18 protein-coding genes and 1 pseudogene are annotated in these 22,352 nt (G+C 38.3%); 7 read left to right on the top strand and 12 right to left on the bottom strand.

Going from position 1 to position 22,352, the window contains the following annotated elements:
- The first annotated feature begins 124 nt into the window (after window positions 1-124).
- Both AC012T_RS10105 and AC012T_RS10100 read left to right on the top strand, forming a co-directional pair.
- A complete protein-coding gene (locus AC012T_RS10105; RefSeq protein ID WP_487065349.1) occupies window positions 125-4,594 on the top strand; it encodes a hypothetical protein in 4,470 nt (1,489 codons plus the stop codon).
- 575 nt (window positions 4,595-5,169) lie between these two features.
- Complete coding sequence (locus AC012T_RS10100; protein ID WP_487065347.1) at window positions 5,170-5,877, top strand: sugar transferase; 708 nt, start codon at window positions 5,170-5,172, stop codon at window positions 5,875-5,877.
- A 44-nt stretch (window positions 5,878-5,921) separates the two neighbouring features.
- Here the strand turns inward: AC012T_RS10100 and AC012T_RS10095 are convergent, their stop codons facing one another.
- Window positions 5,922-6,755 carry a carbohydrate ABC transporter permease gene (locus AC012T_RS10095; protein ID WP_487065345.1) on the bottom strand — a complete coding sequence of 278 codons (834 nt, stop codon included), beginning with the start codon at window positions 6,753-6,755 and terminating at the stop codon, window positions 5,922-5,924.
- A 177-nt stretch (window positions 6,756-6,932) separates the two neighbouring features.
- Between AC012T_RS10095 and AC012T_RS10090 the strand changes: the two genes are divergently transcribed.
- On the top strand, window positions 6,933-8,579 hold the full coding sequence (locus tag AC012T_RS10090; protein WP_487066533.1) for a metallophosphoesterase family protein: 1,647 nt from the start codon (window positions 6,933-6,935) through the stop codon (window positions 8,577-8,579).
- A gap of 128 nt (window positions 8,580-8,707) precedes the next feature.
- Here the strand turns inward: AC012T_RS10090 and ndhO are convergent, their stop codons facing one another.
- The 5 genes from ndhO to AC012T_RS10065 form a co-directional block, all read right to left on the bottom strand.
- Complete coding sequence (gene ndhO, locus AC012T_RS10085) at window positions 8,708-8,923, bottom strand: NAD(P)H-quinone oxidoreductase subunit O (RefSeq protein WP_323309936.1); 216 nt, start codon at window positions 8,921-8,923, stop codon at window positions 8,708-8,710.
- A gap of 270 nt (window positions 8,924-9,193) precedes the next feature.
- Entirely contained in the window at window positions 9,194-10,165 is a 972-nt protein-coding gene (locus AC012T_RS10080) for an RpnC/YadD family protein (RefSeq protein ID WP_487065343.1), read from the bottom strand.
- A gap of 279 nt (window positions 10,166-10,444) precedes the next feature.
- Window positions 10,445-11,278, bottom strand: coding sequence for a DNA-formamidopyrimidine glycosylase (locus tag AC012T_RS10075; protein ID WP_487065341.1), 834 nt, complete (start codon window positions 11,276-11,278; stop codon window positions 10,445-10,447).
- A gap of 133 nt (window positions 11,279-11,411) precedes the next feature.
- Window positions 11,412-11,630, bottom strand: coding sequence for a photosystem I reaction center subunit IV (locus AC012T_RS10070; protein ID WP_015213737.1), 219 nt, complete (start codon window positions 11,628-11,630; stop codon window positions 11,412-11,414).
- 236 nt (window positions 11,631-11,866) lie between these two features.
- Entirely contained in the window at window positions 11,867-12,451 is a 585-nt protein-coding gene (locus AC012T_RS10065; RefSeq protein WP_487065339.1) for a PAP/fibrillin family protein, read from the bottom strand.
- 246 nt (window positions 12,452-12,697) lie between these two features.
- On the opposite strand from AC012T_RS10065, the gene AC012T_RS10060 reads away from it, so the two are divergent.
- Together AC012T_RS10060 and mraY are read left to right on the top strand one after the other, a co-directional pair.
- Window positions 12,698-12,934, top strand: a complete 237-nt coding sequence (locus tag AC012T_RS10060) for a DUF3134 family protein (RefSeq protein WP_487065337.1) — start codon at window positions 12,698-12,700, stop codon at window positions 12,932-12,934.
- An 85-nt stretch (window positions 12,935-13,019) separates the two neighbouring features.
- Window positions 13,020-14,123: a phospho-N-acetylmuramoyl-pentapeptide-transferase gene (gene mraY, locus AC012T_RS10055; protein WP_487065335.1), complete on the top strand. Its 1,104-nt coding sequence runs from the start codon at window positions 13,020-13,022 to the stop codon at window positions 14,121-14,123.
- 144 nt (window positions 14,124-14,267) lie between these two features.
- On the opposite strand, the gene AC012T_RS10050 is transcribed toward mraY, so the two are convergent.
- Genes AC012T_RS10050 through psb28 form a run of 3 tightly spaced genes read right to left on the bottom strand, consistent with a single transcriptional unit; the run spans window position 14,268 to window position 15,368 of the window.
- Complete coding sequence (locus AC012T_RS10050; RefSeq protein ID WP_487065333.1) at window positions 14,268-14,447, bottom strand: PCP reductase family protein; 180 nt, start codon at window positions 14,445-14,447, stop codon at window positions 14,268-14,270.
- A gap of 31 nt (window positions 14,448-14,478) precedes the next feature.
- On the bottom strand, window positions 14,479-14,982 hold the full coding sequence (locus AC012T_RS10045) for a MogA/MoaB family molybdenum cofactor biosynthesis protein (RefSeq protein ID WP_487065331.1): 504 nt from the start codon (window positions 14,980-14,982) through the stop codon (window positions 14,479-14,481).
- Window positions 14,983-15,032: 50 nt separating this feature from the next.
- Complete coding sequence (psb28, locus tag AC012T_RS10040) at window positions 15,033-15,368, bottom strand: photosystem II reaction center protein Psb28 (protein ID WP_487065329.1); 336 nt, start codon at window positions 15,366-15,368, stop codon at window positions 15,033-15,035.
- A 68-nt stretch (window positions 15,369-15,436) separates the two neighbouring features.
- Here psb28 and AC012T_RS10035 point away from each other — a divergent pair, with 68 nt between their 5' ends.
- Window positions 15,437-17,227, top strand: a complete 1,791-nt coding sequence (locus AC012T_RS10035; RefSeq protein WP_487065327.1) for an alkaline phosphatase — start codon at window positions 15,437-15,439, stop codon at window positions 17,225-17,227.
- Between the two features lie 37 nt (window positions 17,228-17,264).
- On the opposite strand, the gene AC012T_RS10030 is transcribed toward AC012T_RS10035, so the two are convergent.
- From AC012T_RS10030 to AC012T_RS10020, 3 genes and pseudogenes are all read right to left on the bottom strand, one after another.
- On the bottom strand, window positions 17,265-18,512 hold the full coding sequence (locus AC012T_RS10030) for an ISL3 family transposase (RefSeq protein WP_487060023.1): 1,248 nt from the start codon (window positions 18,510-18,512) through the stop codon (window positions 17,265-17,267).
- Window positions 18,513-19,114: 602 nt separating this feature from the next.
- Window positions 19,115-20,224 (bottom strand): CobW family GTP-binding protein, encoded by a 1,110-nt coding sequence (locus tag AC012T_RS10025; protein ID WP_487065325.1) that lies wholly within the window; start codon window positions 20,222-20,224, stop codon window positions 19,115-19,117.
- A 177-nt stretch (window positions 20,225-20,401) separates the two neighbouring features.
- Window positions 20,402-20,707, bottom strand: a pseudogene (locus AC012T_RS10020) (Uma2 family endonuclease); the annotation flags it as partial.
- Window positions 20,708-20,851: 144 nt separating this feature from the next.
- On the opposite strand from AC012T_RS10020, the gene cysS reads away from it, so the two are divergent.
- The gene (cysS, locus tag AC012T_RS10015) at window positions 20,852-22,333 is read left to right on the top strand and encodes a cysteine--tRNA ligase (RefSeq protein WP_487065323.1); all 1,482 of its coding nucleotides are present in this window, start codon (window positions 20,852-20,854) and stop codon (window positions 22,331-22,333) included.
- The last annotated feature ends 19 nt before the right edge of the window (window positions 22,334-22,352 follow it).

Here is a 22,352-nt window from a genome sequence, read left to right as displayed (position 1 = left end):
ATCTCCCAGTAATTCATAACATAATTGCCCTCAGAAGTCTGAGCAATAACTTTTGCCACTGAGAACTTCTGTAATCGTAAATACCATAAAAATCAAAGTACATTTCTAAATAAGGTAATTTAACGTGACTTCCCGTGCAGATGAAATTCACAAACTGATTGCAGACATTGACAACTTACTGTCTAACAGTGGCAATCGTCTTTCTAAACTACTGTCTGGTCAAGGACAAGAAGACAAAGACGTTTTACAACGGGTGCGAGACTTTCTTGTGAAACTCGACGAAAGTGAGGAATCTGAAGAAAGCAACGTCCCCAAGCAGTCTGAGACTCCACCATTATCATCTTTGTTGACACGGTTTGTGGAGCAGGAGCAGAACCAATCTGCCTCACATTCCTATCAATCACAACAAGAACAAAGTAATTTTACCGCAGGGCAATTCAAAGATGAAATTGCGTTTTTGCTTCAACCCTTACAAGCAGAATTATCAGGACTGTTGGAAGAAAGAGCTGCTCTTGTTAAGGAAATTAGGCAGCTAGAGCAAAAACGACTGCAAAACTATTCTTTAACACAACAGTTAGCGAACCAAGAGCAGATAATTTCTGAATTTTTACAAGTGTTAATCAGTCGCTTAGTGCCAAATTTATTACCACATTTGACAAGAACTTCGCCTACTTCTCCTGGTTTGTTAACAGGTGAACAAAAGCAAGAAGCGTTAAATTCTGCTATGCAACCTGTTTTGGGTTCAGTGGAGGAGATAGATCGATTAGCTATTCTGGCACAGGAGTTAGATCAACGCTTGCTATCGCTAGATGGAACTGTCAATGTTGTCTTTGGTTCACTAGAGCGTAACATCACCACTTATCATCAGTCTTTATCCCAAGCGCTGGCAAAAATGCACAGTCAGGGAATCCAAGGTGAACAGTTGATGGCAAATTTTTTGAATAATTTGACTCAGCATTTACAACAACAATACCCCGATGCTCAATCTTTTCTGTTTGGGGTAGATACTCAAACAGTATCATCATCATGGTTAGATGTACAGCCAGCGCCTGATAATGCTGAGAAATTAATTCAGGAAATTGGTGCTGAGGCAGAAGAATATCCCACTGTTGAGAATCTAGATACAGTGTTGTCAGAATTGACAGCAGATGAGTCACTAGCTTCAGTTACTGCCACTTTTAATGTTGCCAATGAATTACAACCAGAGGTTGCTGTTGAAGAAGAATTAATCCAGGAAATTGGTGCTGAGGCAGAAGAATATCCCACTGTTGAGAATCTAGATACAGTGTTGTCAGAACTGACAGCAGATGATTTACCAGCTTCAGTTACTGCCACTTTTAATGTTGCCAATGAATTACAACCAGAGGTTGCTGTTGAAGAAGAATTAATCCAGGAAATTGGTGCTGAGGCAGAAGAATATCCCACTGTTGAGAATCTAGATACAGTGTTGTCAGAACTGACAGCAGATGAGTCACTAGCTTCAGTTACTGCCACCTTTAATGTTGCCAATGAATTACAACCAGAGGTTGCTGATGATGTAGATCAACTTTATGCAAGTTTGTTTGGTGGTGAAGAGACTCCCAAACTAACAGATGCGATTATTGTGCCTGTGGTAACAACAGGTGAGGTATCTACTTCAGCAACTGATTATCCATTAGCATCTCAAATTGTCGATAGTATATCTCCATCTCCAATTATTCAGGAGCAACAAGAGGATGAGTTGGTGTTGTCAGAAGATGAGATATCTACTTCAGAAACTGATTATCCATTAGCATCTCAGATGGTCGATAGTATATCCTCATCTCCAATTATTCAGGAGCAACAGGAGGATGATTTGTTGCTATTGTTAGATGCTGTTGAGGAACAAGATTTAAATCTTTTATCAGAGAGTTCTGGTACTGTCATAGAACCAACAGAGCAACTATCAGAGCTATGGGGAGAATCATTGTTAGCAGAGGAGACGCAGCCACAAGTAGAATTTGCCAGCATTTCTACGGTACTCGAATCTCAGCCAGATAGTAGTGATACAATTACCGTTCTAACTGACTTATTAGTTGATGCCAGCAGTGACGAACAACTTCCATCCCTTGATGATCCAGAAACGATGGTAGAAGAGACTTCAATCATTTCTTCTGCTGGGGAAGACCAAGATTTAGTAGCCACTTATATTTCTGCTTCACCACAGGAAAATTTACTGTATTTAGAAAATACGGAAACGGAAGGTGTGCCAGATATTGTTCTGGATGCAGAGCAGTTGCAGCAATTGGATCAAGATTTAGCTAATTTTAATTTGCAGTTAAATTCTGACTCGGAACAGACAACAAATTTAGAAAGTTTGCAAAATTCATTTTCAGAAAGTTTGCAAAATTCGGTGGATGATAGTCAGTATCTGCTAAGTACAGATTGGCTGATGACGGAATCTCCTGGCAGCGAACAAACAGAGAATATCCCAATAGTGGCAGTTTCTGATCTAGATATTCCCCAAGCTGAATTAGATTTGAGACAGAATACTGAAAAAAAAAAGGAAGGTACTATTTCGGAACCGGAAGATGCTTTGTTTGTCAGTGACATTTTGAGTGATGATTCTCAGGTGAATATCAATGATCTAGAAGCTGTTTGGTATTTAGGTATTGATTTGGGGACAACGGGAATTTCTGCGGCGCTGTTAAATCATTCCAGGTTGGTTGTTTATCCAATTTACTGGTCAGCAGAAACCCAATTAGGCGAAACTGCTTTTGAGCAATCATTTCGTTTACCGGCAGAGGTTTATCTACCTACGGCGAGTATTCCTCACTCAGAGGCTGAAAGTGCTGAAACTGGGGGGGTGGCACAGGCCAAAATATCTGATCATGTGGCTCAAAATTCTACTGGCTCTCGATCTACATCAGAAGTACAACATCATCTTTATTCCGCCCATTTAAAGCCTTATTTACACGTGGCTATTCCCTATAAAAATACGCAACAGAAATGGGAACCAGTATTGCAATTAAATGAATTTTCTGCGGGGCCTTTGATTTGGGTGGTGCGATCGCTCTCTAAATTACTATTAACGCTCAAGTCGGCTTCAGCCAGTACTACTCCAGCTTTAATTGCTCATGCTGTGGGTATAGATACAGAAACTTTTGCTCACATCATTAATAAAGTTACGGGTATTATCTGTACTTGTCCATCTAGTTGGTCAGAACAATATCGCTTTAATGTGCGAGAAGCCATACTCACAAGCAAGCTTGTATCCCATCCCCAACAAATATTTTTTGTTGAAGAAGCGATCGCTAGTTTACTCCCAGAACTTAATCCTGCCAATAATTTAAAATCAGTCCAATTAAATGAAAATCAGGGTTTGCGTCCTTTAAAAACCAGCGAAAATCCTATGCAGGGTAACACCTTGGCACTGAATATTGGCGCAACTGCCACAGAAATGGCATTAGTCGATTTACCCATAGACTTGAGCCAATTAACATACAGAGATTTCATGCTCCACAGTTTTGCCTATGCTGGTAAAGCTATTGAGCAAGATATCATCTGTCAGTTACTACTACCACCAAAATCGCGCCAACCCCGTGGGCAAATACAAGTTGATAGCAACACCTCTACTGGTCATCCTTCTCTGCGAGAAATTCCTGGTTTAGACCAAATACAGTGGTCTAGTTTGAGTTGGGAAGGGTTAGAACTACCGCGAGTTGGGGAACCAGATATTTCTGCCCGTATCCGTTTCCAGCAAAGGTTAGAAAGTTCTTTGTTAGGGCAAGCTTTATTAGATACTGCCTTGAGTCTGAAGCTGATTTTGCAGCACCAAGAATCTTTTACCCTAGAATTAGCCGACCAATGTTGGATATTGCAGCGACGAGATTTAGAAAGCCAAGTTTTTGTACCTTATGTACGTCGTCTCAACCGTGAACTCAATAAATTATTAGTAGCTCGTGGTATCCCCACAGAAGCTATTAACCAAGCAATTCTCTCTGGTGGAGTCGCTTCTATTGGTACAGTCAACCGTTGGTTAAGACAAAAACTTCCCAACGCTAAAATTACTCAAGATTTATATCTGGGCGAAAATGGCGCTCCTAATTGCAGTCGAGTTGCCTATGGTTTGGCTACGTTACCTCTGCATCCTCAGGTTTTAGAAATACCCAGGCAACAGTATACAGATTATTTTTTGTTTACTGAATTGCTCAAACTTCTACCTGATAGTGTACCAGAGGCATCAGCCATGCGTTCTCTATCTTTTGGTGAAGTTCTGCAATTATTTGAGAGTCGCGGCATTAATACTCGTATTTGTCAACAGCGGCTACTGGCTTTTTTAGAAGGTGAATTACCTGCGGGTATCATTCCTTACAATAAGAAAGAAGAGGTTTCAGATGTTAGTCCCACATTAAACTCTCTGTGGTTGACAAAAAGCTCCCAGGAAAATCCTGATTATCAAGCGATCGCATCCGCACCACTTTTTGAAAAACAAGGCAATCTTTCTTATCGTCCTAATTCTCAACAACTTCTATTTCTACGTCGCTATCTAGACGCTATCAAAGCCAGTACTCTGCAATCACTAGATGAACCACATACAGTTAATTTTTCTGTATCAAGAAATCCTATTCATTGATATCACAGAAAAACTTCCTCCAAAAGGAATAGATTAGAGTACACCTGGAAAGATTTACGGAAATATTAACTGAATCTTCATGAATCATGCCTACTCTTGGGTAGAAATACTGTCTATTCACGAGTAGGTATCTATTTCAATACTACTTAGTTAAGAGCGGAATAAAAAACCTTTACCACCTGAGTTCGACATAAGATAATTTGTGGAAAACTCGCCCCCACTAGGAGTCTCAAACCCTTATTCTCTCGCTCTTAAAAATCATAACTCCGAACTCCGAACTCCTAACACCGAACTCAGGTTTTACCCTTTACCCTTTAGGCTTTTTTCAAACCAACTCAAAATTTCCAGGCTCTTAATCGAGAAATACTGGTATCTTTTATTTCAAAATGAATTTATAGCAGGTTTACACAAAAAACATCAAAAATTTAAAATTCCTTGGCTAAATTAAAAGATTGTATGAACTTCGCTAGTTTTGCTTTCCTCTTACACAAAAAATTACTTATAGTGTGACTGTATTTAATAAAACTTACTTTAGTTGACAAAACTAAAAATGTAAGCAAACAACATTATTAATCATGTCCCTGTCTACTATTACAACTAAAACAATAAATTATACTGTGGCTAATTTAGGTGTTCTGCATCATCCGCACGTGGTTGACTTATCACCTCAGTCTCACCACCCATCAACTACTAGTTCCACAAAAAGATTCATTGACATTCTCGGAGCAATTGTTGGTTTAATAATTACATCATTGGTTGCAGTTCCTGTAGCGATTGTTACATTAGCTACTGATCCAGGTCCCATATTATATTCTCAAATCCGTTGTGGTCTAAACGGACGCACCTTTCGGATCTGGAAGTTCCGTTCTATGGTGGTTGACGCAGATAAACTGAAATCTATAGTCAAAAACCAAGCCAAAGGTCACATTTTTAAATCTACTGATGATCCTCGTATTACTCCCTTGGGTAAGTTTTTGCGACGTACTAGTTTAGATGAACTACCCCAATTTTGGAACGTCTTAATGGGAGATATGAGTATAGTTGGTACTCGTCCACCCACTCCTGATGAAGTTGTTAAATATGCACCCCATCATTGGGAAAGATTACGAGTCAAACCAGGAATAACTGGAGAATGGCAGACTCATGGACGTTCTAATATTAATGATTTTGAAACTATTGTCCACATGGATATAGACTATCAGCGTAAATGGTCTATTACCTATGATTTGATGTTGATTTTTAAAACCATCTGGGTTGTATTACATAGAAAAGGTGCTTATTAACTTAGAACTGGTGATTGGTTAAGATGCTGAGAATAACCTCCTACTTAGCCCTTGACACCACTACCCGTATCTGTGGGGACAATAAACTTTTGTAAAAATAAAAACAATAATAACACTGGAGCGATAGAAATTACTGAGCCAGCAGCTACCAATCGCCAATCTAGAGAAAACGTACCTGCTAATTTGGCAACTCCTAAGGGTAAAGTATATAAACTTTCATCTTGGATGACAATTAGAGGCCACAAAAAGTCACTCCAAGCACCGATAAACACAAAGATAGCTAGGGTGATGAGTGCTGGACGAATAGCTGGCAACATCACAAACCACCACAATCCTAGCTCTGAACTGCCATCCATGCGGGCAGCTTCTTCTATTTCTTTCGGTACACTCATAAAAGCTTGTCTGAGTAAAAAAATCCCAAAAGCAGAAGCTAAACTGGGGAAAATCATGCCTAAATAACTATTTGTTAAGCCTAACTGGACTGTCAAAATATATAAAGGAATCATGACAATTTGGAAGGGAATCATAATTGTGGAAATAATGGCAATAAAAATCCCATTTTTGCCCACAAATGACAATCTTGCTAAGGGATAAGCAGCTAAAGCACAAAATAGCAGATTTAATCCCACAGTCAGTAAAGACACTAGGATACTGTTATATAAATATTGCCCAAAAGGTAGAGATTCCCAAACACGAGCGAAATTATCTAATGTGGGTTGACTGGGCCATAACTGCGGTGGTGACTGTAAGATATTTTCTGTAGACGATTTTAAGGCTGTACTAATTAGCCATAGTAATGGGAAAAGGGTCAGGAGTGCGATCGCACCCAACAAACTGTATATGATGAAAATTTGCAGTTGTGATTTTTTGATATTCATATTTTTTTCGTGCCAAAACGCAAAGAGAGAGATTAATTCAGCTTCTGGTTTAAATACGTGAAAACTGCCGTAAATCATTACTTACGCTACAACAGCAGCACAATTGCTCTAAAAATTGTAATTTTTCTGCTAATATTTCTGACGTTAGTCAGCGTTAGTTCTTTGGGTAAAAAAATTATGATATCACCACCGCAACTGCTAACAGACCCATTTTTACAACTACCAACAGAAAATTCTGTGCGCGTAGTCTGGTTTACAGAGTTTGCAGGTGATAAACACTTAGTTATTTACGGTGAAAAACTAGATAAAAGTTCAATTGCAAAAACTACCAAACTTAGCCGCACCAGAGAGGATCAACAATCAAGAGTAGCAAATCAAACTGAACCCGGACAAATTTATCAACAACCAATACAACGGGAAATTTGGCGACACGAAGCCGAAGTTACAGAGTTAAATGCTAATCTACGAGTCCCCTATCACGTCACCAGTATACGAGAAGATGGAACAAGCGTTAATAGCGAAATTTTTACCCTTGCACCCTCTCCAAAACCAGGTACACCATTAAAAATTCTCCTCACCTCTGACCACCAGCTTAAACCAATGACGGCCGCAAATCTGCAAAAAGTAGTGGAAACTGTGGGAAGAGTAGACGGTGTATTATTTGCAGGAGATTTAGTCAACGTTCCAGACCGCGCTTCAGAATGGTTTGATGATAATCGCGGAAATGCTTTATTTCCAGGTTTGCAAGGTCGCGCTAATTATCAAATGGAACATAATAACTTTCAAGTAACTTACACAGGTGGGAAAATTATTCAAAATGCACCTATGTTTACTTGCATTGGTAATCATGAAGTCATGGGTAGATTTGCTAGAACAGAAAGTTTAAATGATGAATTTAATGATACGATTCCTCGTGAAGTTGCTCGAAATTTGTATGGCGAAACATCTTTGAAAGATAATTATTTTAATACTGAAACCTACGAAGAAATTTTTACCTTACCCGAAACCAAAGAAGGGGGTAAAACCTATTATGCAGTTACTTTTGGTGATATTCGCTTGGTAGTTTTATATATCACAAATATGTGGCGACATCCCCAATTGAATTCAAAAAATAAGGGTAGATATAGAGAAACAGAAAAAGATTTTAATCATCCTGAAAACTGGGGTTATGGACAGTTAATTTATGAGCCAATTTCTGAGGGTAGTCAACAATATAATTGGTTGCAACAGGAATTAAAAAGTTCTGAATTTAAACAAGCAAAATATAGAGTTGTCATGTTCCATCATCCTCCTCATACTTTGGGAGATAATATTGTTCCGGCTTATACTAATCCAGTAGCTATGATTGAACGGGATCATCACGGAAATATTCAAGAAATTCGTTATGAATATCCCAAAAATGCAGATTATATTATTCGTGATGTTCTCCCTTTATTAGAAAATGCTAATGTGCAGTTAGTATTTTATGGACATTCCCATTTATGGAATCGCTTTGTTAGTTCCAGTGGAATGCACTTTTTAGAAACTTCTAATGTTGGTAATTCCTACGGTGCCGCTTGGGGTGAAAGAAAGCGAGAAGTACCAACAGGCTATCAAGAAGATTATACTGAAATTGGCGATCCTAATGGTCTAGAACCAGTCTTACCAAGCATTGCACCATTATTAGGAGAAGATGGTAAACCGATATCTTATATTGCTAGTAATGATATTACTGTTTTCAGCATTTTCGACACCGGAACAGGTGCTATTAGCAGTTATCGCTTTGATACCAAAAAACCTAATTCCGAGATTATTAAGTTTGACGAATTCCAGATTAATAGGTGATTGATGATTTGTAGGAGTTATTTAATAGTCACCAGTTAATCAGACATAAATCAATCATTAAGTAAGGTGGGTATTACCCACCACAAGTAAGACTTCAAGTGTATAAATTAAGCGCAATGCTGAAAAGCTTATGCAAACTCTTCCAACTGTTCCAACTTTAACCAAATATTGGGTGTTGCTACTTTTCCAAACTTAACCAAAGCGTAATCACCTTTGATATCGACAATTTCCCCTTGGCTATCAAACAAATAAGCAGGGAAGCGAGAATCACTAGCTTTAGCTTCTATACTATTTTCTAACTTTTCGCGGATAGCGCGAACCATATTTCCTTTTTTAACTGCCATGAGTTCCCCTCGTTCCAAAATAAATGCTTTTACTCAAAATTTTATCTTGCTCCCAGACGCAAAGGCATAATTTCTTTCCTCAAATAAGATAACCGCCTATTATTAGGTAAGCGGTTGAGGAGATTTTATATTGTTAGATAGTTCTTCCTTATCAAATCAATTTTAGCAAATTTTAAACCTGTTGTCAACCCTCCCCATACTCTATCTTCTGGACTTTGATTAATTTTTAAATTCTTTTGTAAATTGCTGATTTGTCCATTTTTCCATCAATTATTGGGCAAATCTAGCTAATAATTCCTCACGAGATGATTGTAGAAGCAAAGGAGTAAATTCTTCCCTAGTCATGGCTATCAAAAAGTCGATAATTTTGGCTAAATCTGAATCAACTTCCCCAAAACGTACTTGCATGATACTTTCAACCATAGCGCGTCGTTCTCTTTCTACACCTTCTTGTCGTCCTTCTTGGAATCCTTCTTGTCGTCCTTCTTGTCGTCCTTCCTGGAATCCTTCTTGGAGTCCTTGTTTTTTTAGTTCTTCCAATTGTTGTTGATACATTTCTGATAGTTTCATAATCAACTCCTGGTCATCTTTATCAATATCTTGTTCTTGACGTTGACGAGCCGATAAAACAGCAATTAGGTCATGTACTAATTGTATAATATGGGAAAGGAAGGGGCTGTTTTTAGGTATTGTTTCTAATTCTTCAACTGCTTGTCGTTGAACTTTCCCTTTACCTAATATCCTGAGAAACAGGGTTTCTGGTGTGCTGGGGAGTTGATGAATAGCAATAATTACGGTTTTTAAGCCTTCTCCCAAAAAATAAATGCCTTTACTCCAGTTTTCTTCATCGACTGTAGTATTAAAACTTCCTAGGAGTTCCACTGAAGCGGTAGGAGAAAAAATCCATAATCGGGGTAATTCTGCCTCACTTATACGGGTATTGTTGCGGTTAGATTGACGCTCTATGTCCGCATGAATGTCAAATAATTTACCCATACAACTGCGAATTTCGCTTTTGGTGACTGCATTGCGGAATGGTTCAAATATAGCATAATTTGTCGCCATTCGTCCTAGTAGTCCGAGTATTTCTAGACTTTGTTTAGGTTGAGGTGAAGGAATAAATAAAACGTCAATTTGTCTTACTTCTGCTGTGATATCTTTGCTGGTTTCTACTTGACCGTAAGGTGTTAATAGTTCCGTTAGATATTGTTTTGCAAATTGATCATGTATAAAGCGAGTCATTTAATCATTTAAGTTGATGTAAAGACAGAGATATTAATTTTACACTCTTTGAATAAGATGTAGTGACAACGAAAATGTATGGGTTTAGCAGCACTCGCTACGCAATATTGGTGTCAACTTAACGTAAAAGCCTTGTAATGACGGTATATCAAAATTACTCAATTACCAATCAATTTCTAAGAATCCCCTACCCTTTCCCTACCAGGGAAGTGGGGAAATTAAAATCAAAGTCTCTCTCCTTGTAGGAAAGAGAGTGAGAGAGAGGTTTCTTAATCCCCCTCATTTCTGACACTGAGAACAAAAATGACTAGAGCGCCCGCCTAACTTAATACGCTGTATGACATTACCACAAACTTTACAAGGTTCTCCAGTGCGGTTGTAAACCCAAGCTTCACCGCCATAATTACCGTTAACACCTTTAACATTCAGGAAATTACTAAAAGTTGTCCCACCAGCAGCAATACTGGCAGATAAAACTTGAATAATTGCTGTTCTTAAAGGTTCAATTTGTTTGCTGCGTAATTCTGTGCAGATGGTTGTGGGTAAAATACCACTTTTAAACAAAGCTTCATCAGCATAAATATTACCCAATCCTGCAACTATAGACTGATCTAACAGGGCGGTTTTAATGGGACGGCGAGATTTTTGCAGTTTATTTGCTAAATATTCAACAGTGAACTCTGGTGAAAATGGGTCTAATGCTAGTTTCGCCAAACCTGTGATGATGCTTTCGACAGGTACTCCAGAGGGAACATACCATATCTGTCCAAAGGTGCGCTGGTCAACAAAGCGTAATTCTTGATGTTCGCCAAAAAATAACCTGACCCTTGTGTGTTTGTGTAAAGGTTCGTTGTTATTTTGCCATAATAATTGACCAGTCATTCGTAAATGAACACCTAGCCATGAAAATGGGGAGAGTTCAGCTAAAAGATATTTACCCCGACGATGCCAAGATATAATGGCACTTCCTTGAATATTTTCTATAAACTCGTGAACAGAAAACGGGTAGGCGACTGTGCGTTCTAGCAACACATCTCCCCCCGTGATCTTTTGGTTAAGGGTTAATTGATTTAAACCCCGTCGAACTGTTTCAACTTCAGGCAATTCAGGCATTTGCAGAGTAATTAGTGCTGGATGTTGAGTTGGGAGTAAGACCTCAATAATTAATTAAGGGCATGAAATCAGCATTTAATAGTTTACTGCTTTTCCATACTTTCAGACTCAACACTCAGCACTGTGATGTTGCTTACTTTTTAGCAGCAGCCTTAGCTTTGGGTGCTTCCACTTCGATTAATTCATCTACGGCGAAGTTATTGGTATTGATCCCAGAGTAATTGACATTGGAGAAGCGGACAATTACAGAGTATTTGATGCCGCTTTGATCTATAGATGCCACGGTTCCTACATCTTGAAACCAGTAGGATTCTGGGCGGAGGACGCGTACTTTAGAACCACGTTGAACCATGATTATCTTCCTTGTGAATTAATTAATCGCCAATAAATTAGGGCTAATTGTTTTCACTCTACAACCTGAAGGTCTTTGCTAGAGTGTTTGTTAAGTTATTTGTCAAGGAACAGGGAATAGGGAAGGGGAGAAGGGGGAACAGGGTAATAACCCAATTACTGATTACCTATTACCCTCTTGACAAAGTACCTATAATAGAATAAGGTCGTTCGCAACACTTCTTGCGAATTAGTATTTTATGACTTACTCAAAACAAAGACGCTGCCCTCGTTACCTCTGCCGATTCTCAAATCTTGATCTATGTAGGTGATGTCTAACCATCCTTGTTGGCGATCGCTCTTGATAGGAAAATCAATAGCTGTGAATTTCTGACCGGATTCAATTTGTTGGATGAATTCTGCTGGTGACTTGTAGTCAATTAGCTTTTGTAAACCAATAATAGAACGCTGAAATTTTACTTGGACTCGACGTTCTGAGACAGGTTCAAATTTAGCTGCTACGCTGACTAATCCTTCTAAAGAAGGTAGTCCGTAAATTTCAGCTATGTTATAAACACTGGTAGTTTCTACTCGAATAGATTGGTAAATCTGGCCAAGTTTATATAGGGGAAAGCGATCCAGGTTTAACAAAGCCTTGCTGGTCGTGTAAATTAGTCGCCAGTTGCCTTCTAGTAAGTGAGTAGCTTCTAAAGGGCGTGGAGTGGGGTTAAAGTCTTCTAAACTAGCGATCGCAGCTAAGATAGCCTGTTTCTGGGTTTCATTTACCAGCAAACCACGATTTGTCGGAGCGATCGCATCCAAGAGAGTAGATTTGACTATCATCGCCTTATACCTCAAAATGTTTTGATGAAATCAGCATTAACAAAATATTAATGTTCTATGTATATAATCTGTTGTGCAATCAACTCAGAATGCTCTACTGTTGATGATACATAGGGTTATTAAATAAATTTTTTTGTTTAATTCGGATTTATCAATCAAAGAGTTGAATCATTAACTTAATAATCCCGTATCAAATGATAGACTCTTAATGTCTAGTTACATAAATCTCTTCGTGTCTTCGTTGATATGTTAAATTCTCCCCTACGTAAAGAAGCTTGTAACCAGCGAGCCGCTGTAATTCCCCAAAAGCCAGAGTTTTCTATGTTGGACTGGTGGCAATTTAGGGGTAGTTTCATGGCGCGTGATGTTTATGAATCATATAGTTGTGGGAAAAAAGAAAAAATATCCAACTTTTTGGGTGGAGAATACGGATTTAGCACCATTGAGGATGATGAAGGGAATATCAGCATAGATGAGGATTAGCCTTGAGAGTGGTGGAGACTGATTTTCATTGATAGTCCTTGTGGTTTGATTTTTTTTTTAAGTGTGGAGTGAAGGGAAAATTTCTGTGGACGCTAAAATATCTCCTGACCAAGGTTCAAACGTTTCTGGAATTGGGTTGGCCTCTCTGTTAGCCTTCTCATTGAGTACAGCTGCCATAATCTTAGATTGGCTGGGAAATAGATTACCCTGGCATACTGGCTCGTTAACCATGCCGTTTTTGCTGTGTGCTGTAGGTGCGGCTGCTGCCGGTAATTGGGTGATACCCTTGTTACAAGCATTAAAAACAGGACAGATTATCCGGGAAGATGGGCCTCAAGCACATCTGAGAAAAGCTGGAACTCCCACTATGGGCGGTGTGTTTTTCATACCTGTAGGGGTGATAGTTGCCTGTATCTTGTCTAATTTTGCTCAAGATGTGGTTGCTGTTTCAGGTTTAACACTCAGTTATGGCTTGATTGGCTGGATTGACGATTGGCAAATTTTGCGCCGTAAATCAAATAAAGGTATATCTCCGAAAATGAAACTGGCTTTGCAGATTATTTTTGCGGCTTGTTTCTGTTTATGGATGATCTTGAATAGAGATTTTAGTATAACAAATATCGCTTTACCTTGGGTTAGTTTTTCTCTACCTTTAGGATTAATGTTTTGGCCTCTAGCTGGTTTTGTACTAGTAGCTGAAAGTAACGCTACCAATTTAACTGATGGAATTGATGGGTTAGCGGGGGGAACAGTAGCGATCGCTATTTTCGCATTAGGCGCTGTCATTGCACCAACCTCACCCGACCTGATGATATTCTGTGCAGCAGTCAGTGGTAGTTGCTTAGGATTTCTAGCCCATAACCGCAACCCAGCCCGTGTATTCATGGGAGATACTGGTTCCCTAGCATTGGGAGGGTCTTTAGCTGCTGTAGCGCTATTGACTAACAGTTTAGTAGCCTTGTTTATCCTCAGCGGCATCTTCTTTGTAGAAACCCTGTCTGTAATGGCACAAGTTAGTTATTACAAAGCCACCAAGGGGCCAGATGGGAAAGGTAAACGTCTATTTAAAATGGCTCCTTTACACCATCACTTAGAATTAACTGGCTGGTCAGAACTGCAAGTAGTTACAGTCTTCTATATTATTGCTGCAATTTTAGCTACCATCTGCTTAACAATCATTAAATTTTGAGATTTTTAACACATTAACGAAGACAAAAATATAAACCTCCTAGAGATTAGGGGGTTTTTTATATGGGGAGGATATTTTTCTGATCACAACAGGACTAAAGCTGCGATTTCTCAAAGTCCCCCTGAGAAAGTGGGATTTAGATAGTTAGTCATATTTTTTGTTGAATTGTTTCTTAGCTTGTTCGTAAATCTCAATGGTGATTGGAGATAAACTATTATCTTGAGCGTAAGTTTCAATCTTTTGGCGGGCAAAAGGACGAACAAAAAAGGGAATTTCTTTGAGTTTAGCTTCGGCTTCAGCAGTCCATTTAATTTTTTCAGTCATTGATTTTTAGGTTTTGTTCTTGATATTTTAATTATCCTGTTACCTGTTTTACCAAATGTACCAATTCTGGTAAGATCAATTTTTCCATACCCAGTCGCACAGCGTTACTAGAACCGGGAAGAGAGAAGATAACTTTGTTTTGATAAACACCAGCGACTGCACGAGATGCGATCGCTCGTGAACCAATTTCTTGATAACTTAAAAAGCGAAATAACTCACCAAATCCCGGTAAAGTCTTTTCTAACAACTTTTCTATAGCATCATAAGTGGTATCTCTAGGTGCAATTCCTGTACCACCATTAAATATTACAGCATCTAAATTAGCATTTTTACCCAGCAATTCTAGTTGTTGTTGAATCTGTGCTGGTTCATCTTTGATAATTGTGTAAACTCCGATAGAGTGATCAGCCGTCAACAGCAATTGCTGAATCAGTTGACCACTTTTGTCAGTTTTTGGGGTACGTGTATCGCTGACGGTAACTACAGCACAAGTTACCGCCATTTTGGGTGAGTCTGGGTGTGGTTGAGGGTGCATGGATATTTAAGTTTTAGCCAATAACCAATGACCAAAGACTAATGACTACTCTATGATTGGCTCAATCCCAGTCCGTTTTCATTAGCATAGCGATCCATAAACCGCATAAAGCGATCCCACTCTTCAGGGGTTTTCATGAGGTAAATTGCTTCTAACGCTTCTGGTTTACCGTTAACAAATTTACCCTTAACTTCACGGGTAATCATTTCCCCCTCTTCGTCAATCATGTACATCCCGGTGATTTCTTCGTTGCTACCTTGTGCCAAAATCTGCGGATTGGTGAATATAAATGTTGCTGTACCTTGATCACCACTGCGCGATCGCGTCAAGCGTACCTCTGGAATTACTTCTTCGTCAATGCCTTTAGAAAATTGAATTTTTGCCATGATGAATGAATTTAAACTTTTGTGATCATTATGTAATATTCTCTCATCATAGAGGAGGCATTTTACCTATGGTAGTTAAATCTAGTTCACAATTTGGATTACCGGGCAGTTTATTAGCTGGGTTTTTAACCCTGGTAATTATTATAGTCGGAGCGATTCCTAGGTCGCACTTTGCTATCGCTGCTAATTCAACCCCAGTGACAACCACGACCAAGAATGTAATCATCATGATTGGGGATGGTATGGGTTGGGAAATGGCTCACGCTGCCGCTGTAGCTAAAGGATATAATTACACATCAGGGAAGGGAGAAGGACTGAGCTTTCAAACCTTGGACAATTACACCCTAGCTACAACCTATGGTACAACTGTTGCTCCTGGTAATGGCGTTTTCAACACCAGCAACTCTGCATTAACTAACTCTATTTCTATTACAGGTGGTAGTCCTGTTTTACCAGGTTTCAAATTTCAACCAATATTTAACCCAGGGAATAAACCATCAGGTGGTGGAGAAAATCTCAGTTCTGATGCGATTGGTAACTTAGTTGGTTATGATCCGATTCGTGGTGGGATCAATCCTTGGACACCAGGAAATGATCCTGAATATATCAAACACAGTTATCCTGACTCAGCGAACACAGCAACTACACTTTATACCGGAGTTAAAAGCTATAACAACGCTATTTCAGTAGATATATTTGAAAAACCGCTAAAAACAATACTCAAAACTGCTGCTGATGCTGGTAAATCTACAGGGATTGTCACTTCTGTCCCGATTGATCATGCTACTCCTGGTGCAGCAGCGGCTAATGTTAATCGTCGGAATAAATACGATAGTGATTACCCGACATTAGACAGCATTTTACAGCAGGAACTCCGCATTTATCAACCGACAGTAATTTTAGGTGGTGGACATCCTCTCACGGGTGGGAGTAGTCAATCTTTACCAACGGGAGTAGAACCACCGACAAAATTTGAATATATCACTAAATCGACCTATGCGGAATTGAGTCAAAACCCCAGTCAAAACCGTTATAATTATACATTTTTGGAACGAGGAAAGGATGCTGCTGCTAAATTAGCGGCTACTGCGAGTAAGTTAGATCCCAATAAGAATCAGCGTCTACTAGGATTATATGGAGCGCGAGGACAAGAAGGAAATCTCCCTGTTAGTACAGCTAACGGAGACTACAGCAATACAGGTTTGAGTATCTTTTCTCTGTTTGGTTCCCAAGGACAAAAACCCGATACAGTCCGTCCCTTACTTCCTGGAGAAACAGATAAATCATTTATTGCTAGAGAAATTAACGAAAATCCCACTCTCAAAGATTTAACAAAAGCAGCTTTAGAAGTTTTATCTAAAGACAAAGATGGATTTTGGTTAATGGTAGAAGGTGGTGATATTGATTGGGCTGCCCATGATGATAACCTAGATAATTTAATCGGGACAGTACTGGATTTTGATCAAGCTGTCCAAACTACAATTGACTGGATTAAAAATCATGGTGGTTGGGAAAATAACCTCCTCATTGTCACCGCAGATCATGATCATTACCTAACTTTAAATCCCAATTTTGAGGAACTTCTAAAAAATAAAGGTGCAGAAGTTTTAACTGCTGAATTTGATCCTACAAAAGCAGGTCATTTTTGGGGTTCTCAACCTCAAATTAAATATGGTTGGGGAAATCATGCAAACCGTCCAGTTCCTGTTTACTATCAAGGTAAAGGTGCGGAGGTTTTAACTAAATTTATTGGTAAGGGGTTTAAGAATTATGGTTTTGATGTTCCTGGGATTAATGGTTTGGTAGATCAAATCCACATTTATCAAACTCAGCTTGCTGCAATGAAAAGCAGTGGCTAATTTGGAAATTTGGCTCTTCAGTAGTTGCTATGCTAAACTAATAATATAGATGCCAATTAAGTAAACATCTAACTCGGAAATTGTCAAAGTTTCTAAACCCATAACTAGAACGTTTGATCAGCTTAAGTTTGTTATTAATTCCTTCTACAGTACCACTAGTTGTTCGGTTATCAAAGTAAGCAATAATTTCATCAAACCAACGAATAATAGTATTGTTACTATTTGGGAAATATTTTTTAGCTTTTGATAGCCACATACCCAGTTTAAAGACTCCCGTATACCAATCACGAGTATTATTAAAAATCGTTCTAATTTTCTCTTTCAGTTCATGCATTACTTTCAATACAGGGGATACATTTTGAACTTGAATAAGTTTGTGTAATTGCTCCTCATTTAAATTCTCTTCATTCTTAAGTAAGGGATATTTACTATTTTTCAGACCTGATAATATTTGTTCATATTTAGATTTTTCTTCTGCTGAATTTGCTTTTTTAATTAACTCTTCTACGCTGCGTTTTTCTTTTTTTCTTTGTGTATCTAGTTCTTTATTTATCTGTGCCATTACATGAAATCTATCTGCTACTACCTGGGCATTTGGCATTAATTCTATGACTAAATTTTTATAGCCTTGCCACAAATCTATACTGACTTCTTCTATTTGTTCTAAAACCTCAAATCCCCATTCCATAAAAGTTTTCTTGATTATTTCTTGCGTACGTCCATTTAATATAGTAATTAGTTGAGATGTATCTAAATCTATTAAGACTGCACAGTAATTACCTTTGCCTTTAATCAGAGCTATTTCATCAAGTCCAAGTCTTTTTAAGTTCAGAGGTTTTAAATTGGGTAATGTTTCGGATGCATCTTTTAGCATCCGTTCTATTTCTTCCGTTGTCACTATACCTTTTGACGCTACACTATGAATATCATTCTCTAAAACTTCTTGTATTGTCTTATGTGCCAGTCGCTTTGTAAAAGTCCTTTTTTTTCTGACAAAATCTAGGTCTTCGCTAAACGGTTTTTTACATACAGCACATTTGAACTGTCGTCTATTAATTTCTAAAAATACTGGCTTTTCTCCAAAAGGTAAGTCTTTAATAATGTGGTGATGGTTTTGATGTAATTTATGGCTTTTTGTGCCACAGTTGGGGCAAGTACCATATGACTTTTTTGATTCGGTTTGTAAAATCATTCCAATCCCACTATGAAGACGATGTGATATGACTTTTACATCATCTAAATCAAGAAGCTCTGTGAGAATTTTAATATCTCTTTTGCCAGTCATAACTCTAACTTTATCTAAAAATACGGTTAATTGTATTTATACTTAACAATATATATTGTTCATATGTCAATACCTGTAAGACTTTTAGTCAGTTTTTAATATGTTTTTTAATAGTATTTTATGCCTACTGCTAATAATTTGGCATAATAGGTAATGAAGAGCCGGAAATTTCAGTATTAGAAATACTAACGAGTAAATTTAAACTCAGACCAATTTTGCCGATAATTTCCCCATTCCCACTCACTTAAGAGGGTGTTTGAAAAGTCTCCTTCCATGTCATGCTGAGGAACGAAGCATCTCAGTATGTGGGCTAAACTCCAGATTCTTCGTTGCGTAAGACTCCACTCAGAATGACAAATTATACGTCCCTAAACTTTTCAAACATGCTCTAAGATGATTTGAATAGTTGAATAATGACTCGCATAAGTACCTGAGCAAAATTAATTTAACATTTTTGGAACAAATAAAAATTTCTGTATTCCTTATCTGTTCCCTTTCCCAAATATAAAATTTATTTTGCACGACTACTTATTTGATATTTGTGATTTATCAGTTGTCAATTATTTTTTATATACTATTGACAACTGAAAACTAACTAATTTTTACTTCCCAAATCCTTTACCTCGACTAACTGAAGGAAGACAGATGCAGTTTTCTAGCTGATTAATTAAAGTTTCTTGATCAAGGTTTTGACCAATTAGTACTAACTGGTTTCTCTTTTCACCTTTCCATTCATCATCATCTATGGTGAAGCGTTTACCGCAAAGGTGGAAAATATGACGTTGGGGACTTTCATCAAACCACATAATCCCCTTAGCGCGGAAGACGCTTGTGGGTAGTTGGTTATCTAAGAAATATTGAAATTTTCTAATTGAAAGAGGTTTATCACTTTGAAAAGATATGGAGATAAAGCCATCATTTTCTAAGTGGTCGGAATGATGGTGATGATGTTCATGGTCATGATGGTCATGTCCACAGGTAGAATGATCGTGATCATCATGATGGTCATGTTCATGATGATGATCATGATGTTCGTGTTCGTCTGTTTCTGCATCAAAATATTTATCAGACTCAAACAAACCAACACTAAGAATTAAAGGAAGTGGAACTTGGGAGTTTGTAGTGCGAATTATTCTTGATCCTTCTTTCAGATTGTTGATTTTTTTCTCTAGTGACTGTAAAGTTTCTTCATCAACTAAATCTGTTTTATTGAGAATAATTACATCTCCATATGTTATTTGACTCAAAGCTGCTTCAGAGTTGAATAAATCCAAGCTATAATTTGCGGCATCAACTACGGTAATAATGGAATCTAGGCGAGTTAAATCTCGTAATTCTGAGCCAAGAAATGTCATGGCTACAGGTAAAGGATCTGCTAAACCAGTCGTTTCTACAACTAGATAATCTAGTTTTTCTTCCCGTTCTAGAACTTTGTAAACAGCATCAACTAAGTCATTATTAATGGTGCAACAGATACAACCATTATTTAATTCCACCATGTTTTCATCGGTGGAAACGACTAATTCGTTGTCGATGCCAATTTCACCAAATTCGTTGACTAAAACAGCAGTTTTTACACCTTGCTGATTGGTCAAAATATGATTAAGTAAAGTGGTTTTACCACTACCAAGAAAACCTGTAATAATAGTGACTGGTAAACCTTGTTTGGGAGCTTCCATTGGGTGAGATTCGGAGGTGTCTTTTGATTGCATAGTTAATGAAGTAGGATTTTGGTGTATCTAAAATTTTATCTTGATTTTAGCTACTCGGCGTTGCTAATTGGCGGTAATATCTAGCAATAATCCTGTTTGCATACCAACTTGAAAAATCTAGAGTTGAGTAAAGTTAGGATAATGGTGGGTTACGCTGTCGCTAACCCACCCTACTGATTTTTTCCATAAAGGTTCATTTGCTAAATTAGATGGATTGAGTAGTAAAACATCTGGTGAGTAAGCAGATTCATTTTCAGGAGGTTTAACCAACACAGTTTTTGCTATTCCATAGGATAATCCTAAACGTTCCGATTCTGAGTTTATTTTTCTATTTAAAAACAGAATAATCCACTCATGATCGCCTAAAGGTTGATTCATTTCAACAATTACTCCATGATGTAATTCATAAAACTTTTCTTCTGGTTTCCATTGCACAAATTCCTCAAAAGTTACTGGTTTGGTTTTGGGTAATGCTTGAATCATACTTTACATCCAGATTTTGATAAAATTACGATGTATTACTAATAATAATGGTAGCTAATTTTAAGCTGTTAAAATTTTCACTTATTCCATTGCCATCAACTTGCGTTATCATTGTTTATCGTCAGATTGCCGCATTACTCTGTTATGACCCTATCTATTTACAATACTCTCACCCGTCGTCAAGAACAATTTACTACCGTCGAACCTGGCAAGGTTAAGATGTATTGCTGCGGCGTGACGGTATATGATTACTGCCATTTGGGTCATGCTAGAACTTGTATGGTCTGGGATGTGGTGCGTCGATACCTTCAGTTTATCGGGTATGATGTGCGTTATATCCAGAATTTCACCGATATTGATGATAAGATTCTCAGACGCGCACGGGAAGAGAATTCGACGATGGAAGAGGTGGCAGATCGCTATATTCAAGCATATTTTGAGGATATGTCACGGCTGGGAATTAAAGAAGCTGATGAATATCCCCGTGCGACACATACAATGAACGGTATTCAACGATTAATTCACGATTTAGAACATAAAGGTTTTGCTTATCCCGCTGATGGTGATGTGTATTATTCTGTGCGGAATTTTTCAGAATATGGCAAACTTTCGGGACGCAAGTTGGATGATTTACAAGCTGGTGCGAGTGAACGGGTAAATGTAGAAGACGCGGAATATCAAAAGAAGAAAGATCCCTTTGATTTTGCTTTGTGGAAAGCTGCAAAACCGGGTGAACCGGCATGGGATTCTCCTTGGGGAAAAGGCCGTCCAGGATGGCATATTGAATGTTCGGCGATGGTGCGCGATGCCTTTGGCGGGCGTAGCCATCGCTTGGGTGATACCATTGACATTCATGTTGGTGGTGCAGATTTAATTTTCCCTCACCATGAGAACGAAATTGCCCAATCAGAAGCGGTGACTGGTAAACCTTTAGCTAATTACTGGTTACACAACGGTATGGTGAAGGTAGATGGTGAAAAAATGTCCAAGTCTTTGGGTAATTTTATCACTATTCGGGAATTGCTTGATCGTGGTGTAGATCCAATGGCTGTGCGGTTATTTGTGATGATGGCACAATATCGTAAGCCGATAGATTTTACCGATGAAGCTATCACCGCAGCAACCAACGGCTGGCATACTTTAAAAGAGGGTTTACTGTTTGGTTATCAGCATGGTAAAAAATTAGGCTGGGATGAGTCTAATTTAATCCAAAATCCAACATATAAAATCCAAAATTCGGGAATTGAGAGATTTAAAGAAGCTGTTGATGATGACTTTAATTTCCCTGGTGGATTAGCAGTAATTTTTGAATTAGCTAAAGAACTAATTCGGGAAGGAAATATTATTGTGCATCAAGGGAAAACAGAAACTCCCTCTGAAGAATTACGACAACAGTGGCAAACTCTAGTTACTTTAGCAGATGTTTTGGGTTTAAATGCCCAACCAGAAGCAGAAGCTACTCCACAAGATGGTTTAAGTGACGGGGAAATTGATGATTTAATTCAACAAAGACAGGAAGCACGGAAAGCCAAAAATTTTGCAGAAAGCGATCGCATTCGTGATCAACTTTTAACCAAGGGAATCACCTTGATTGATAGCCGTGAAGGTACTCGTTGGCATCGTTGAAGAAGCAGGGATATCAATC

It is taken from the genome of Anabaena sp. EIM26, assembly GCF_057568715.1.
The sequence above is the reverse complement of the archived record's forward strand: the minus strand, read 5'-3'. Positions and strand labels throughout refer to the sequence as shown.